This is a genomic window from Sphingobacterium lactis (genome assembly GCF_011046555.1).
GTDB lineage: Bacteria > Bacteroidota > Bacteroidia > Sphingobacteriales > Sphingobacteriaceae > Sphingobacterium > Sphingobacterium lactis.
Genome location: NZ_CP049246.1, coordinates 467,672 through 484,638, shown reverse-complemented (window position 1 = coordinate 484,638; position 16,967 = coordinate 467,672). Strand labels below are relative to the sequence as shown.

The window sequence follows — 16,967 nt, the reverse complement described above, 5'->3', positions numbered from 1 at the left end:
GAGACATCGTTTTAGCAACGTCTCTCTCAAACCTAAACCGTATCATAATACCATAATATTTATGGTTTTTTATGAACACGTATAGTTGAATATTGTTTTAAGCGAGCTTCGGTTTTTTGATGATGGCCATGGTCAGGCGGGAAACGCAGACCAATTTATTGCGTTCATCATGGATCTGAATATCCCACACGTGGGTGGTTTTTCCAATATGCAGAGGCTTGCATGTTCCGCGCACCACGCCCTTTGTTACCGGACGGATGTGGTTGGCATTTATTTCCAATCCAACCGCGGCCCAGACTTCCGAATCGACCAACATATGGGAGGCAACACTACCTACGGATTCCGCCAGCACGACAGATGCCCCACCATGTAAGATACCAAATGGCTGTTTTACTTTTTCAGTAACCGGCATTTCCGCAACAAGGGCGTCCGGTGTAATCGAAACTGCTTTGATATCCAGGAAACCGGTCATGTTGATCGCAAAGATCTTATTGACTTCTTCTAACGTATATTCCTTATACCACATCGTTTATCAACTTTTGATCTTTTAAATAACGGGCTTTCAGGATAATAACATGGTGGTTGAGGTGACCTGCAATGATGTATAGAAGTGCCCTAACGGAAATCAACCGATCGGAAGCCATCCCTTTACGGGCAAGCTCTGTTTCATCAAAAGATTTGAACAGGTGCATGTTCGCCTTGCGCAGGTGGACGAACTCTTCTGCGATATCCGCCAATTTACGCTCATTATGGCGACCATTGATCACGAACTCATCCTGTTCAAAGGATGCCAATGCGGTCATGTCATTCCTGCCGAAGCGTAAGGCCCGGTAGGTCATGATGCGTTCTGCATCAACGATATGGCAAAGGACCTCCTTTACCGACCATTTATCTTCTGCATAAGCATACGTACCCAACTCTTCGGGGATACTCGCAATTAATTCGGGGAAAGTGTCGATCTGTTCCTGCAGTTCTTCCATCACATCGCCCGTGACGGTTTCGATGTAATCATTGAAGATTGCCGGATATTCATCAGATTTGAGTGGGTTCATAGCGTAAATTACTTTTTAATACGATTCGAAAGGTAGTACCTTTTCCTATTTCAGATTCTTTAACGAAAATTTGTCCTTTATGGTAATATACCATCCGCTTTGTCAGACTCAATCCTAATCCCCAACCCCGCTGTCTGGTGGTATATCCTGGTTGAAAAATGGTCTCCCAATTGGACCTTGGAATTCCTTTTCCGGTGTCACTAATGTCTATAAAAATTTCCTCTTTTGCAATGTTTTCTGAAATGTTAATGGTAATCTTACCCTCACCTTCGATGGCATTTACAGCGTTTTTGAGGAGGTTTTCAATGATCCAGTCGAATACCTGTACATTCACTTGGGCTTCCACTTGTTGGTCTCCGGTCATCTCAAATGTAATACGCTTACTGGTCCGAACACTGAAATAATTGACATATTCCTCCACGATTTTATACACGACATGGTTGGAGAGGGAGGGCGTAGATCCAATTTTCGAAAACCTGTCTGCAACGATTTCCAACCGTTTCACATCCCGTTCCATTTCGTCCAACAACGAGTTGTCGCGTCCCTCATAAGTTATCCTGGCCAGCTCCAGCCAGCCCATCATGGATGAGATCGGCGTGCCCAGCTGATGGGCAGCCTCTTTCGCCATACCCACCCATACAAGATTCTGTTCGGAGTCTCGGATGGAGTTGAAAACTGTATAGGCAATAATCAAGAAGATCGCAATCAGGGAAAGCTGTAAGTAAGGAAATATCCGCAATTGGCTTAGGGCAGCAGAGTCCTGGTAGTAAACCAGCCATTTCTCGCCCGTATCCAAGGATATGTGGATCGGGGGATGGGCTTTCTTCATTTTTGAAAGCTGCTTCTCGAAGTATTCCGGATCATATTCCTGCGTGCTACTGCTGTCGACTGCAGACGGGTGAATGTTGGTTTTGGTGCTGTCCAGATCACGCCAGAAAATAATCGTTCCATCTTCCTTGGTGATGATTGCCGGAAGGCTGAGACTATCCCGAACCGCGTAGATAAAGCTGATAAACTGGTCGTCCACATCGGGCATCGTGACGATACTCTGCGTGCTCATGGCCCAGACTTCCGCTTTGGTTCGTTCCGATTTCGACAGACTCTTCACCAAATAATTGGTATACAGCAGGGATGCTGCAGCAATCAAGGCTGCAAATAGGAACAGGAAAAACTTCCATTGCTGTTTATTATACCGGTAAGGATGTTGCTTCATAGCGTTACGCGTCAACCAAAATAATCATTTTCCCATTGCTACGAGAAAGAAAAGTAATAAATGCGTAGTTTTGTGCTTATGAGTTCACATAAAAAAGTTCGCGTCCGTTTTGCGCCAAGTCCGACCGGCGGATTACATTTGGGCGGTGTTCGTACCGCACTATTCAACTATCTTTTTGCTAAACATCACCAAGGCGATTTTATCCTGCGTGTGGAGGATACAGACCAGACACGTTTCGTGCCGGGTGCCGAAGAGTATATCATGGAATGTTTGGCATGGTGTGGGTTAAATCCAGATGAAAGCCCGCAGCATGGTGGCAATTATGGACCGTACAGGCAAAGTGAGCGCAAGCCCTCTTACCGCCATTTTGCGGAAGATCTGGTAGCAAAAGGACATGCCTTTTATGCCTTCGATACTCCAGAAGAACTGAATGCGCAGCGTGAGCAGCACCCGAATTTCCGGTATGCCCATGATAACCGCATGGACCTTCGGAATTCACTAAGCCTAGGTGAAGAGGAAACAGCTCGCCTATTGAAAAGTGGTGCGCCACATACCATCCGTATCAAAATGCCGGAAGATGAAGTGGTCTCATTCGAAGATATGATCCGTGGACGGGTAAGTTTTGAAACAAAATTAGTAGATGATAAAGTCCTGCTCAAAGCCGATGGCATGCCAACGTACCACCTTGCTGTGGTCGTGGATGATAAGGCAATGGACATTTCCCATGTCTTCCGTGGTGAGGAATGGTTGCCTTCTGCTCCAGTGCACATTCTCCTATGGGAATATTTGGGCTGGAAAGAGGAGATGCCCGAATGGGCACACCTGCCATTGATCCTTAAACCCGATGGAAATGGAAAGTTGAGCAAACGTGATGGCGATCGCTTAGGGTTTCCGGTATATGCCATGAACTGGAACGATCCGAAAACTGGTGACTTAACCACAGGATTCCGTGAGCGCGGATTCTTGCCGGAGGCATTCGTTAATATGTTGGCCGTATTGGGCTGGAACGATGGTACCGATCAGGAATTATTCACCTTGGAGGAATTGATCGCAAAATTCTCCGTCGACAGAATCAGTAAAGCCGGTGCAAAATTCGATTTCGAAAAGGCAAAATGGTTCAATCAGGAATGGATAAAGCGCGCACCAGAAAGCGAATTATTACCGCAGGTAGCGGCTGTTCTGGAAAGCCATGGCATACAGGTCGAACAACAGGATGAAAATTTTGTCGGAATCGTTCTCGATTTAGTGAAAGAAAGGTTAACTTACATCGAGGATTTTTGGGAGCAATCATCATTCTTCTTCCAGAAACCAACAACCTATGACGTAGATGCCGTAAAACCTAAATGGAACGCCGATAAGACATCATTCTTTACCAAGGTCAGTGACGTGTTTGCCCAACAACAGACTTGGGATGCCGCAACCTTGGAACCGCTATTCAAAAACCTGATCGCTGAATCGGGGATGAAGATGGGCGAATTGATGATGCCGTTCCGAATTATGTTAGTGGGCGGGAAATTTGGACCGGATGTGTTCAAGATTGCCGAACTGTTGGGGCAAGCAGAGGTGTTGGAGCGGATCAAGTTGGCCGTTCCTCAATTTGAAGCCTAAAACATAAATCAACGCTAAATAAAAATGAAACAATTGACTAAATTATGTTCGGGCATCCTTGCGGTAGCCCTGCTGATGTTCGCATCATGCGCAAGTAAGGTGCACCCGACGAATGAAGAAGCTGTAACGAAAGCTAAAGGTCCATTTCCTGAGGAAAAGCTCGGTTGGAAATTGGGCGCACAAGCCTATACGTTCCGCCTATTCAACTTTGAGCAAGCATTAAATAGAATTGCGCAATCCAACCTTCGCTTCGTAGAAGCATTTCCAGGTCAAGAAATTGGTGCCGGAAGCACGGAGAAAATGACGTACGAACTTTCTCCTGAAGGCAGGAAGTTGGTCAAGCAACTGCTAAAGGATCGCGGTATAACCCTGCATGCCTATGGTGTCGTGGGCGCCAAGGATAAAGCGGAATGGGAAAAAATATTCCAATTTGCCAAAGATCTTGGGGTACAGGTGATCAACGCAGAACCATCAGAAGACCAATTGGATTATTTATCCGCGCTATGCGATCAATATGATATCCGTCTGGCGATCCATAACCACCCTGAACCTTCACACTATTGGAATCCTGATGTGGTTCTGAAGGCTTTGGAAGGTAGAAGCGCACGCATGGGCGCAGCAGCCGATGTTGGCCACTGGATGCGGTCCAGCCTAGATCCCATAGCTTCCCTTAAGAAGTTGGAAGGGAAGATCTTCCATATCCATTTTAAGGACCTGAATGCTTTTGGTGATAAAAAGGCGCATGACGTCATCTGGGGTACCGGAAAATTAGGCTTGAAAGAAGTGCAGGCCGAATTGAAACGTCAGAACTATAAAGGCATGTTCTCTGCAGAATACGAATACAACTGGGAGAATAACCAACCGAATGTACAAGAAAGTGTGGTGAATTTCAGATCCGCATTATAAGAATAAAATATTGTATACATGCCCTGATGATTCCATCAGGGCATTTTTTTATACCTAATAAAATCAACGTCTCCGGATTGCAAGCGCTTTACTGGCTAAAACCTATCGAATTGCCTAAGGACCCTTTTTTCGGATGCCTGATGCTCTTTCCAGACCTGCAGGAGGTACCGATCGTTTACTTCGTCACTTTTCGTTGCGTAGGGCTCACTGATGTGGTATGAACTGATCCGGATTCTGTAAGTGCCTTTCTCCAGCGGAACTTCCACCAGGATCCGACTGGATGGACAATCCTGTAGCTCCAATATGCCCGAATCCAGGACCAGGGAAGTCTCCACGATATGTTCGGCTTCAGGTTCCAATTCCGACGGCGGTCCGTCAAGGATTTCCAGCCTTCCCTTCACGGTGGTCAGGTCGTTTTCGATCAGGATACCAAGCATCGAGCCCGTTTCGCCAAGACGATCGCTAAAAGCTTGATCGCTCCAAAAATCTTTGACTTCCGTGTGGTTTTTTGAACCTTTGTCAACAAGATAAAACTGACCATACTGGGTGGAAAAATCTAATTCGTAAGTCATAAGCATATAGGTAGAGAAACCTAATGTAATTAAATTTTTCTTAAAGTTTTGTGATACAGGTTGACTTATAGGGGTTTATGGTGTGAACATCTATTTTTTTGTAGCGGGATGGCTAACTGAAGAGTTCACTGATATCCTCTTTCGTTAAGGACTTCACAAAGGACTCCTCCGTATTGATCAGCGTCGTGGCGATGCTTTTTTTCATGCCCTGTAATGCCAGGATTTTCTCCTCGATGGTGTCCTTGGAAATGAACTTATAGATGAAAACATTCTTTTTCTGCCCAATGCGGTGACTTCGGTCAATGGCCTGTTGCTCCACTGCTGGGTTCCACCAGGGATCAAGGATAAATACATAATCCGCTTCTGTCAGGTTCAGACCGACCCCACCTGCTTTGATGGAAATGAGGAAGACCTGGGTGTCATCATTCTCTTTGAATTCCTTGACTGCAGCATTCCGGTCTACCGTAGCGCCATCCAAATAGGCATACCTCACCTTGTGCTTAATGAAGTAGTCTCGGAAAATCTGCAGATGGCGGACGAACTGCGAAAAGATCAAGACTTTGTTTCCTTCCTTAAGGATCGCATCCATCGTTTCGATGGCAGCATCAAATTTACCCGATCCATCGGCATAATGGTCGTCGATCATCAGTGGGTGGTTCGCCAATTGGCGGAGTTTCGTCAGCCCCTGCAACAGCGCGATCTGACTCGCCTTGCCCGAAAACGCACCATCCATCAACGCATTGCGGTATTCGGATTTGACAGTCTCATAATATTCCTGTTGCTCCTCGGTCATGCTGCAATAGAAGATCTGCTCAGATTTTGGGGGCAGTTCCGTCGCAACCTGTGATTTCGTCCGGCGGAGGATAAAAGGTTTGATGATGGCCTGCAGACGCTTGGCCTTATCTTCATCTTTCTTTTTTTCAATGGCCTGCACAAATTCCTTCTGGAAATACGTGTAGTTCCCCAGGAGACCTGGATTCACAAAGGACATCTGTGACCAGATATCTGCCACAGAGTTCTCAACCGGAGTACCACTCAATGCCAGTTTGTTCTTGCCCTTGATGTGCTTGATGGCTGCAAAGGATTTGGATCTCGGATTTTTGATGTTCTGGGATTCATCAAGAATAATGTAGTTGAAATAGAATGCAGCAAGCATCTCTTGGTCGATACGTGCCACACCATACGTGGTAATGACCAGATCAAAATGGCTGAAGGCAAAATTGTCCTTGCTGCGGTACGTTCCGGTGTGCAATAGTACCCGTAGATTGGGCGTGAATTTTTCCGCTTCCTTCTGCCAGTTGAAGATCAGGGAAGTCGGAACGATCAATAGAGATGTCTTGGGTTGGTCGGTGCCCTTGGTTGATTCTTTCTGTTTCTGCAGCAGGGCAAGGGTCTGTACGGTTTTTCCCAGTCCCATGTCATCAGCAAGTAGACCGCCGAAATGGAACTCTTGCAAGAAATGGAACCAATTGTATCCCGCTTTCTGATATGGGCGGAGTGCCCCCTTGAATCCCTCCGGACTTGCCGTATCCACGATCTCATCAAATTCACCAAGACGGTTCAGTTTCCGCTGCATACTGACTTGGGCATGTTCGGAGATATCGTGAAGCAAACCGATATGGCTGCGGTTCAGGCGTAATTCCTCCTTCTGGGATGAAAATTGAAAGAGATGTTCGTATTGGGAGAACCATTCCTGTGGAATGATGGCAATCTCCCCATTCGGAAGCTCGAATTCCTGAATCCTGTTCAGGATATGTTGGCGTAATTGGATGAAGGGAATTTCGTAATCCCCAAATCGAACGACAGCTTTGATATCGAACCAATCGTTCTGCTCGGAGATTTCAATATCCAAGGAAGTCTTGCCGATCAGGAACTTCTTGTCGTTTGGATTTTGAACAATACGGAATCCGTTTTCCTCCAATTCATGCAAATGTTGGTTGATCCACTCGATACTGGAACCCCTTTGGCCGAATAGATCCATTTTAGGCGCATACGAACCAAATAGGGCATCCGCTTTTTGGAGGCCGAGTGCTTCAAGTGCTTTGGCCTTCTGTTCTTCCCATTGCAGGGATCGCTTAATGCGGAAAAATTGATGTGCATCCCGCTCGGCATCATGGACATACCGCACCGTTACAGGGTGGTGTGCACCGGCTTGAAAATTATACTCGCCGTATTGAAAGCACAGTTGGAGCTGTGCCTCTTGGTCGCCGCTGTACACGATGCGCAACTGCGGAACGGCCTGTTCCTTTATATTGGTGATCTCCAGCCCTTCCGCGTAAACGTGGTGCTTCTCAATCAAGTTGGTCACAAAGGTCTCGAAATACTTCCTTTCTGTATTCCGAGGGATAGAAATGTATCTCTTGTTCAGGAACGGTGTCAATTTCTTGCCCTCCAATTCCTCATCGAAATGGTAGAGTGTATTTTCGAGCAGGAGCCAAGCCTGTTGATTGATGATCACATCGGCATTCTTATACATGAACTCCATGCGGTGACCATCGTATTTCAGTGTTGGGAAATAACGGGTTTCCGTTTCGTTTCTGCGGAAGTGAAAGAGGATACTTGTCGGTTGGGGAGCGATTTGCAGTTCCTGATCGGCGGGATATCCATCCTTGCTCATCAGAAAGAGCGGTTTGTCGCCAAGTTTCGCCAGAATGGTCAATAACCTCGCTTCAATTTTCGGACGGATAAGGTCGTAGACTTTGCTGTCGAAGATCTTGGTGAAGTAATCTGCCGGGCGAATGGCTTTTTTATGGAACCTTTTGATCAGTTGGGTCTGCTCAATCTCATCACAGAGCTGGATCAGTTTGTAGTCGGTCTGATCGAGTGCGTCTGCAAATTGGTCAACCGTATTGCTAAATACACGCTTATAGGATAGGGAATAGGAGCCATTCTGGTTGAGCTGGACGATATGGGGCTCAATCAGGTAGCCTAAATAGGGGTGTTTCCCTAAAGAATAAACTAAGCGATATGAAGAATTAGTATCAACCTGTTGCATTGAATAGACTCTGCTGAAAAAGCTACTAATATACGGCTATTGGCGTGCTTTCTCCAAGCGAAAACAGGTTAATTTATTGTGAAATAACTGTTTTTCCTACAAATACCTGTTCGGCAGGTCCCGAGAGGTAAACTTTCGAGAAATGATTTCCGTTTTTATGGAATGTAATATGCAGTTGGCCACCCACTACTCGGATTGGAATCGTGAAATCACCATCCTTTCCTGACGCCAAGGCTACGGTCATCGCCGATGCGACAGCTCCCGTACCACAGGCATAGGTTTCATCCTCGACACCCCGTTCGAACGTACGGACAAAATAGCCATCACCTTCTGGTTGGATAAAATTCACGTTGATTCCCTTTTCCCCATAGGTGCTGTTGTTCCGGATGGCATACCCTTCTTTGTACACATCCTTATTTTGAAGGTTCTCGGCAAACGCCACATAATGTGGAGACCCGGTATTCAGGACATAGGCTTCGCCGTCACGGTGGAATTCCTTGACTTCGATCATACCTAAATTGACGGTATTTCCTTCAATGGCAGCATCATGTTGCCCATCTACTGCCAAAAAGACAGTTTCCCGATCGATGATGCCCAAGTCACGTGCAAAGGCTACCAAACAACGGCCCCCATTGCCGCACATTGTGCCTTCTTTTCCATCGGCATTGAAGTAGAGCATTTGGAAATCAAAATTATTTATATGCTGAAGGAGCATAAGTCCATCCCCGCCAATACCAAACCGACGATCACATAATTTTTTAATTAATTCGTGGTTATTGGGGTCAAAAGATAGGTTTCTGTTGTCAATGAGGATAAAATCATTGCCTGCTCCCTGGTATTTATAAAATTGAATTTCTGTTGCCATTTTCTTGAGATTCTGCTGTAAAATTAATATTCTTGTTACAATTAACCGCACTTTTGTTAAATCATGTTAAATGTTTGACAGAAGTACCAGTTGTTAACATTTTTTAACTGACAAAAGCCTTGCCGAGACTTTGAATGGTATTACATTTGGGCAAGGGAAGATGAATATCATAAATTTAGATCTTACAAAAATATATATGAAAAAGATAGGAGCAACATTATTAGCAGCCATCGTTGGAGGAGCCATTGCAGTGGGCGGGTTTAAGCTCTTTGAACAGAAACAGATGGACAACATGACGTTTGAAGAACGTCAGAAAGTATATTACGCGAGTAATCCTGGCGAGGAGATTATGTCCTCCACGGGGAACCCAGACTTTACGCAGGCTGCGGCGGCAGTAACGCCAGGGGTTGTGCACATCCAGGTCACCATGTCCGGACGGGGTAACCGTGGTGGAGGTGGCGGCTCGCCATTCGATATGTTCGAGGAATTCTTCGGGGTGCCTCAGCAGCGTCGTGGACAGGCACGCCCGCAAACAGCATCCGGTTCGGGAGTAATTATCTCTCCGGATGGATATATCGTAACCAATAACCACGTGGTGGAAGAAGCCGATAAAATTGAAGTGGTATTGACAGATAAACGTAAATACGAAGCCAAAGTAATTGGCCGTGACCCGAACTTCGACTTAGCCCTAATCAAAGTCAATGCGAATGGCCTGCCAATCGTGAAGTTGGGAAACTCGGATAATGTGCAGATCGGTGAATGGGTGTTGGCCGTTGGGTATCCACTCGGATTGCAGTCCACCGTGACGGCAGGTATCATTTCCGCAAAAGGTCGTCGTATCGGGATCCTTGATGAGCCACAGCAACAGCGTGGATTCGGCATGGGCCAGGAAGAACAGATGATCAGCAACGCAGTAGAATCCTTCCTGCAAACAGATGCAGTAATAAACCGAGGAAACTCGGGGGGTGCCTTGGTGAATGCTCGTGGTGAACTGGTGGGTATCAACTCCGCCATTGCTTCCCCTACAGGTACCTATGCAGGTTATGGTTTCGCTATTCCAATCAACTTGGCGAAGAAAATCGTGGATGACTTTAAAGAATTCGGTAGTGTAAAACGCGGATATGTAGGCGTGACATTTACAGAATTGACCGATGAGTTACGCAAAGAGGCGGGCATAAACGATGTCAATGGACTATATGTGCGCGAAGTGTTGAAAAATGGTGCGGCAGCAGCTGCAGGAATCCAAAAAGGTGATATCTTGACCAAGATTGATGGACGTACAATTTACAGTTCACCAGACTTGCAGGAGCATGTAGCGCGATTACGCCCAGGCGATAAAATTAAATTGACCTACAAACGTGCAGGTAAGGAAAAAGAAGTAACCTTGACATTGAAAGGTGAAGAAGCGAAAGCGAAAACCGAAGAAGAGGAACAAGCAAGTGCTTCGGCAGCAGAGATCTTCAATAAATTGGGCGCAAGCTTTGTCGCAGCACCTGATGCGAAGAAAAAAGAATTGGGTGTGACTTCCGGTGTTGTGGTTTCACAAGTGCATAGAGGAGGTATCTTCGAGTACTTCGGCGTGGAACGTGGCTTATTGATCACAAAGATCAATGGTAAGCCAGTTAACTCCGTAGACGATGTTGAATCGGCATTGGCCAGCACAAGAAGGAATATCGTACGAATTTCCGGTGTGCCTGAGAAAGGAAGTACCGTAGAATTCAATGTACCGTTACAGTATTAAAATTTATAAATAAGGAGAAAGGGAGCGAATTTCGCTCCCTTTTTGTTGAATGCTATTCGATTAGGTAAATTGGTGTAAAAAAACATGGTCAAGAAAAAAATCCTCATCATTATCGGTAGTGCAAGTAAAAATTCATCGAATCTTAGATTGATGGAAAATTTCATAGCATTAACAGGGGATGGATTTGAATGTAGGGTAATGGACAGTTTGGCGAGCCTACCTCATTTCGATCCTGAATTAGCAGTAGATCATACCCCTAAAAGCATATCAACTATTCGGGCTTTGATTGAAGATTCGGATGGGGTCATCATCTGTACTCCGGAGTATATTTTTAGCATCCCTAGTGGTTTGAAAAATCTTTTGGAATGGTGTGTTTCTACAACCGTATTTTCCTACAAACCCATTGGAATTATTACTGCCTCTGCTCAGGGAGAAAAAGGTCATGAAGAATTGCAATTAATCATGAGAATACTCATGGCAAAATTCCATCCTGAAAATACATGGTTGATCCAAGGAATTAAGGGAAAGATTAATGCTGAAGGGGAAATTATTGATGACCAGATTCGAATGGCATTAGCAGATTTTATTAATAACTACGATATCTTATTGGCAGAAAAATAATGGGCGATAGGAGTGTTGTGTGAAAGCCTACCCACCATCTCGAGCTGTAGATTAATGGAAATGCCATATTTTGGCAAAGCAGTTGAAGAAGGGGATGGGCGGTGCGCAAATCTCGGTTCTCTTCACTATATTTGAAACCATGAAGATTTTAATGGTGTGTTTGGGAAATATCTGCAGGTCGCCACTGGCGCATGGGATATTGGAATTTAAGGCTAAGGAAGCGGGTCTTTCTTGGGAAATCGATTCCGCAGGAACAGGGGATTGGCATGTCGGGCAGGCGCCGGATAAGCGATCCATCGCCATTGCAAAAGACCGTGGTATTGATATTTCTGGACAGCGTGCACAGTTTTTCGTGCCGGAATTGTTCGCAAAGTTTGATAAGATCCTGGTTATGGATCGGCAGAATTATGCCGATGTGATTGCCCTGGCACCAACGCCGGAGGATGTGGATAAAGTGACCCTATTTCTGGATAATGATATTGTACCGGATCCGTATTACGATAACAATATGTTCGGGCCAGTTTTTGAACTGATTGAAGCACGATGCGAGCAGTTGATAGCTGCTTGGCAAGAAGAGGAGAAATAAGATGCAGGCAGCTGAGATAAATAAGAAATGGGCCAGCTTACAGGAGGCCGTAGCCACTCATTTTGAGATGGATATTCCCGATATCAAGGTCATGCTGTTCCTGATCGGCGTTCAGGAGCTGGGAAAAGGACCGCAGGAATTCTCCAAACGTGAAAAGGAAGAACTGATGCACATTGCCACGTGTAGGCTATTCAGCAGCTTGGGGTTCTACGAGCTCGAAGGCTTGGACGAACAGGGATGGCCGCATTGGAAAACGGTTAAGCCGATTCCCAATTATACACTCATGGAGCAGGAGCTCATAATCAAGTCGTTGATCATCGACTATTTTGAAGATGTAAATTTCATTTAACCTATGAAGAAAATAAGTTTGTTGGTTGCCTTTATGATGGGCGTGACCATGTTATTTGCGCAAACACCGAGTCATTATTATATCGAGGTGAAAACCAATAAGGGCGATGGTATTATTAAACTGTATAATGAAACGCGTAAGCATCGCGATAATTTCGTGAAGCTGGTAAAGGAACGTTATTACGATTCTTTGATGTTCCACCGTGTGATCCATAATTTCATGATCCAGGGTGGCGATCCAGATTCCCGTTACGCTGCCAGTAGGCAACAATTGGGGAACGGTGGGCCGAGCTACAAAATACCAGCGGAAATTCAATCGAATATCATCCATAAAAAAGGCGCCTTGGGTGCCGCTCGGGACAATAACCCGGCAAAGGAGTCTGCCGCATCGCAATTCTACCTGGTGCAGGGCCGTAAGTTCAGTGCCGCAGCACTGGATTCGTTGGAGCAATTCCGCCTGAAGGGTGTGAAATTAACGCCATTGCAACGGGAGACCTATTCAACGATCGGTGGAACGCCACATTTGGATGGTAATTATACGGTATTCGGCGAATTGATCGAAGGCATTGAACTGGTCGATAAGATCGCAGCCGTGAAGACCGATGATAACGATAGACCGCTGCAGGATGAGCGTTTTGCTATGCGCTTGCTTACCCGTTCGGAAGCTATCGATATGGAACGGAAATTAAAGGGGCTGGGACCTAAGAAAGGATTAGGAAAATTGTTTGACTCGATGAAATCGAGATATTATAAAATCCCATAAGGATGAAAATTATAACATATAATGTGAACGGGATCCGCGCGGCACTTAAAAAAGGCTGGTTGGATTGGTTCAAGGCCGAAAGTCCGGATGTGATCTGTATCCAAGAGATCAAGGCCAATCCGGATCAAGTTCCCGAATTGGTGCTGTTGGAGGAGATGGGTTACGAGCATTATTGGTATCCGGCACAGAAAAAGGGCTACAGTGGAACGGCAATCTTTACACGGATCACGCCGAACCACATTGAATATGGCTGCGGTCATGAGGATTATGATTTTGAAGGGCGCGTCATTCGTGCAGATTTTGATAAAGCGTCCGTGATGAGTGTTTATTTCCCGTCGGGAACAACAGGCGATCTCCGCCAGGATTTCAAGTACCGCTTCCTGGACGATTTTCAACAGTATAGCAATGACCTGCTGAAGGAGAAGCCCAATCTGGTGGTCTGTGGAGATTTCAATATCTGCCATCGAGCCATCGATATCCACAATCCGAAATCAAACGCAAACAGCTCGGGATTTCTGCCGGCAGAACGCGAATGGATGGAAAACTTTATTAATTCCGGTTATATCGATTCGTTCAGGCATTTGAACCCGGATCCACACCATTACACCTGGTGGTCCTACCGTGCTGGAGCGAGGGGTAAGAATTTAGGCTGGCGCATTGACTACAATATGGTTTCCAATGCCCTTAAAGACAATATCCACTCGTCTAGGATCTTACCGACAGCAATGCACTCCGATCACTGTCCGGTGGAATTGGTACTCGGCTAATCCCTTACAGAAAATATACAATGCTGCCCACTTTGGTGGGCAGCATTTTTTATACTGTTTGTTTTTGTCTTTTCAGTTAGGAAAATTGCCTTAAATTCCTTATTTTCAAGCATGACCAAGAAAAGATCCTATTTTATACTAATCTTATGTGCCATCGCTTTCATCGGTGGTCTGTTCTTGGCAGTCCCAAAACTAATGGCGAAAGAACCCATTGATTGGAAGGAAGCTCGACCCCTGACGTATCCCGTGCTGGTTGCCGGCGTAACCTATGTGGATATGATCCGTCAGAAAAACATGTTTTAAACAGTCATCATTATATAGGTATGGGAAGAAAATGGTCGTATTTCCTTTTGGCATTAACTGCAGTCTACCTGGGTGCCTGTGTGTACAACATTGTCCATAAATTGAATGCTGGTGAAACTGTCCAAAGTAGAGATTATCGTTTTTTTGTTACACCCCTTATGGTTGGCGGTATCGTGCTTTACAATCTCAACCGCTCAGGGAATCCCCCAAAACCTTAAACACCTCCTCCGTTAAGCTATTTTGTTATAATCCCTTTATTAATTGGCATTATCATATTTTATTTACAAATTTGTTATGATATTATTGAGTTATTAGCCAAATTATTGAATTTATAACAACATGAAGAAGCCGGTTTTAGTGATCAAATTCGGATCAGCATCGATTACGAGCAATGGCGAGATCGATGAGCGCATCGTGCTGGAAATTGCGCGGCAATGTGCAGCGCTGCAGCCGGACTATAACATTGTACTGGTATCTTCAGGTGCTGTAGCCGCCGGGAAGAAATTCATCCCTAAGTATACGGGAACATTGAGCCAGAAAAAGGCCGCCGCTGCCATAGGCAATCCCATGTTGGTGCGGACCTATTCCACCTATTTCAAGCCTTTCAAGATTGCCTTGGCGCAAAGTCTGTGCGAAAGGCACCATTTTTCCAATAGGGGGCAATTCCTGCAATTGAAAAATACCTATGAGACACTATGGAAGAACAATGTGATCCCCATCGCCAATGAGAATGATGTCGTCAGCAATAAAGAACTGAAGTTTTCGGACAACGATGAGCTTGCCACCCTGATCGCAGCCGGTTTCGGTGCGCAGCAGCTTTTGTTCAGTACGTCTGTTCCGGGGGTATTTGATGCCAAAGGCCAGGTAATTCCACAATTGGATGTCATCGATAAACAAGCGCTATCGTTGGCAATGAAAGAAAAGTCCACGGTAGGATTGGGTGGGATGACCTCTAAGTTGAATTTTGCACGTTTGGCTACTCAAATGGGTATACGCACCGTTATATTTTCCATGGCTACCGAGGACGGGATCCTCAAAGCCGTTAAGGGCGAAACGGGCACAGTCTGTCTTCCGCAGCAAAAGAAGCTCTCTTCCCGCAATAAATGGCTGGCGAGTGGAAGTCTGATCACAGGGCTGCTGCAGGTGGATAAAGGCGCGGTTGCCGCATTGGGTAAGCGCAAAAGCCTCCTGGCCGTGGGGGTGAGCAAGGTGGTGGAAGGATTTGAAGCGGGCGAGGTGTTCCAGATTGCTGATGAAGACGCAATCGTCTATGCGGTGGCCAAATCAAAGATCGATTCCAATGCCATCCTGGAGGCAAAGGGGAAAAAGAATGTGGAGATCGCACATGCAGATGATATCGTATTACTATGATGACAAACTCAAAAAGCATAGAGCCACTATTGGTACAGGCGAATGCCGCAAAACGCAGCATACTTTTGATCAATCATGTGGAAAAGCAGATTATCCTTCGTGAATTGGCGGCTGCGCTCGTGGAGCGCGAGGCCGATATCTTACGGGAAAACAAGAAAGACCTGGACCGAATGGATCCGAAGGATGCAAAATATGACCGATTGAAATTGACAGCGGAGCGGATTCAGGGCCTTGCCGATAGCCTGGTGGTGGTCGCTGGACTTGAAGATCCAACGGGACAGGTACTGAGTCGGAAATACCTAGCCAATGGATTGCAGATTGACCGCATGACTGTTCCATTGGGTGTGGTCGGTGTTATTTATGAAGCGCGACCCAATGTGACCATCGATGTGGCCGCTTTGTGCATCCAATCCGGAAATGTATGCCTGCTCAAAGGGGGGTCGGATGCCTGGTACAGCAACAGCTGCCTGGTGGCGATCATCCGGGGGATATTGAGGGATCACCAATTGAATGAAGATATTGTCCAACTGCTGCCCCCTGAACGGGAAAGTGTACTGGAATTGCTGACGGCAAGTTCGTACGTGGATATCATCATCCCGAGAGGGTCGCAGGGACTCATTGACTATGTCCGTCAGCATGCCACCGTTCCGGTTATAGAAACCGGTGCTGGTGTCTGCCATACCTATGTGGATAAGTCTGCTGACCTCGACAAGGCCGCTCAGATAGTTGCCAATGCCAAGATTTCCAGGCCATCGGTCTGCAATGCACTCGACACCATCCTAGTGGATAGGGAAGTGGCAGAAGGATTGGTGTCCCGCTTAGCACCGCTGCTGGAAGCGGCCGATGTGACCGTGCGTGCGGATGATGCTTCCTTTGCCCATTGGCAGCGGCACGGACTTACCCGATTGGAAAAGGCGGCCCCGGCAGATTATGGGCGTGAGTTCCTCGACCTGATCTGTTCCGTTAAGGTCATTAACGGCTTGGAAGAAGCGCTGACCCATATCGAACGGCATTCCTCCAAACATTCTGAATGTATCGTATCCCAAGATTCCAAAAATATAGCGACCTTTATGCAATTGGTAGATGCCGCGGCCGTCTATTCCAATGCCTCCACACGCTTTACGGATGGCGGTGAATTTGGTCTTGGCGCGGAAATTGGCATATCTACCCAGAAATTACATGCCCGCGGCCCATTTGCCTTGGAGAAATTGGTCACCGAGAAATGGTTCGTCACGGGCGATGGACAGATAAGATAA

General features: G+C 46.1%; 17 protein-coding genes. 11 read left to right on the top strand and 6 right to left on the bottom strand.

What is annotated here, in order from left to right:
- Positions 1-97: 97 nt before the first annotated feature.
- From G6N79_RS02180 to G6N79_RS02170, 3 genes are read right to left on the bottom strand one after another with little or no spacing between them, the layout of a single operon-like run.
- Complete coding sequence (locus G6N79_RS02180; RefSeq protein WP_103904968.1) at positions 98-526, bottom strand: hotdog fold thioesterase; 429 nt, start codon at positions 524-526, stop codon at positions 98-100.
- Positions 516-1,052: a DinB family protein gene (locus tag G6N79_RS02175; RefSeq protein WP_103904967.1), complete on the bottom strand. Its 537-nt coding sequence runs from the start codon at positions 1,050-1,052 to the stop codon at positions 516-518. The genes G6N79_RS02180 and G6N79_RS02175 overlap by 11 nt, the downstream gene beginning before the upstream one ends.
- Complete coding sequence (locus G6N79_RS02170; protein ID WP_103904966.1) at positions 1,033-2,265, bottom strand: sensor histidine kinase; 1,233 nt, start codon at positions 2,263-2,265, stop codon at positions 1,033-1,035. The genes G6N79_RS02175 and G6N79_RS02170 overlap by 20 nt, the downstream gene beginning before the upstream one ends.
- A 78-nt stretch (positions 2,266-2,343) precedes the next feature.
- Here G6N79_RS02170 and gltX point away from each other — a divergent pair, with 78 nt between their 5' ends.
- Both gltX and G6N79_RS02160 read left to right on the top strand, forming a co-directional pair.
- Positions 2,344-3,873, top strand: a complete 1,530-nt coding sequence (gene gltX, locus G6N79_RS02165) for a glutamate--tRNA ligase (RefSeq protein ID WP_103904965.1) — start codon at positions 2,344-2,346, stop codon at positions 3,871-3,873.
- 24 nt (positions 3,874-3,897) lie between these two features.
- A complete protein-coding gene (locus G6N79_RS02160) occupies positions 3,898-4,779 on the top strand; it encodes a sugar phosphate isomerase/epimerase family protein (protein ID WP_234993135.1) in 882 nt (293 codons plus the stop codon).
- Positions 4,780-4,874: 95 nt separating this feature from the next.
- Here G6N79_RS02160 and G6N79_RS02155 read toward each other — a convergent pair whose 3' ends face one another.
- The 3 genes from G6N79_RS02155 to dapF all read right to left on the bottom strand — a co-directional run bounded on the left by G6N79_RS02155 (position 4,875) and on the right by dapF (position 9,211).
- On the bottom strand, positions 4,875-5,351 hold the full coding sequence (locus G6N79_RS02155; protein WP_103904964.1) for a hypothetical protein: 477 nt from the start codon (positions 5,349-5,351) through the stop codon (positions 4,875-4,877).
- Between the two features lie 112 nt (positions 5,352-5,463).
- Positions 5,464-8,346, bottom strand: coding sequence for a DEAD/DEAH box helicase (locus G6N79_RS02150; protein WP_103904963.1), 2,883 nt, complete (start codon positions 8,344-8,346; stop codon positions 5,464-5,466).
- A gap of 73 nt (positions 8,347-8,419) precedes the next feature.
- Positions 8,420-9,211 carry a diaminopimelate epimerase gene (gene dapF, locus G6N79_RS02145; RefSeq protein WP_103904962.1) on the bottom strand — a complete coding sequence of 264 codons (792 nt, stop codon included), beginning with the start codon at positions 9,209-9,211 and terminating at the stop codon, positions 8,420-8,422.
- Positions 9,212-9,407: 196 nt separating this feature from the next.
- Here dapF and G6N79_RS02140 point away from each other — a divergent pair, with 196 nt between their 5' ends.
- The 9 genes from G6N79_RS02140 to G6N79_RS02100 all read left to right on the top strand — a co-directional run bounded on the left by G6N79_RS02140 (position 9,408) and on the right by G6N79_RS02100 (position 16,967).
- Complete coding sequence (locus G6N79_RS02140) at positions 9,408-10,952, top strand: Do family serine endopeptidase (RefSeq protein WP_103904961.1); 1,545 nt, start codon at positions 9,408-9,410, stop codon at positions 10,950-10,952.
- An 84-nt stretch (positions 10,953-11,036) separates the two neighbouring features.
- Positions 11,037-11,573, top strand: coding sequence for an NADPH-dependent FMN reductase (locus G6N79_RS02135; RefSeq protein WP_103904960.1), 537 nt, complete (start codon positions 11,037-11,039; stop codon positions 11,571-11,573).
- Positions 11,574-11,643: 70 nt separating this feature from the next.
- On the top strand, positions 11,644-12,159 hold the full coding sequence (locus tag G6N79_RS02130; protein ID WP_317046367.1) for a low molecular weight protein-tyrosine-phosphatase: 516 nt from the start codon (positions 11,644-11,646) through the stop codon (positions 12,157-12,159).
- A gap of 1 nt (position 12,160) precedes the next feature.
- A complete protein-coding gene (locus G6N79_RS02125; RefSeq protein WP_103904959.1) occupies positions 12,161-12,508 on the top strand; it encodes a hypothetical protein in 348 nt (115 codons plus the stop codon).
- Between the two features lie 3 nt (positions 12,509-12,511).
- On the top strand, positions 12,512-13,270 hold the full coding sequence (locus tag G6N79_RS02120) for a peptidylprolyl isomerase (protein ID WP_103904958.1): 759 nt from the start codon (positions 12,512-12,514) through the stop codon (positions 13,268-13,270).
- 2 nt (positions 13,271-13,272) lie between these two features.
- Positions 13,273-14,037 (top strand): exodeoxyribonuclease III, encoded by a 765-nt coding sequence (locus tag G6N79_RS02115; RefSeq protein WP_103904957.1) that lies wholly within the window; start codon positions 13,273-13,275, stop codon positions 14,035-14,037.
- 111 nt (positions 14,038-14,148) lie between these two features.
- Complete coding sequence (locus G6N79_RS02110) at positions 14,149-14,340, top strand: hypothetical protein (protein WP_103904956.1); 192 nt, start codon at positions 14,149-14,151, stop codon at positions 14,338-14,340.
- 339 nt (positions 14,341-14,679) lie between these two features.
- The gene (gene proB / locus G6N79_RS02105) at positions 14,680-15,711 is read left to right on the top strand and encodes a glutamate 5-kinase (RefSeq protein WP_103904955.1); all 1,032 of its coding nucleotides are present in this window, start codon (positions 14,680-14,682) and stop codon (positions 15,709-15,711) included.
- Positions 15,708-16,967 (top strand): glutamate-5-semialdehyde dehydrogenase, encoded by a 1,260-nt coding sequence (locus G6N79_RS02100; protein WP_103904954.1) that lies wholly within the window; start codon positions 15,708-15,710, stop codon positions 16,965-16,967. Before proB ends, G6N79_RS02100 begins: the two co-directional genes overlap by 4 nt.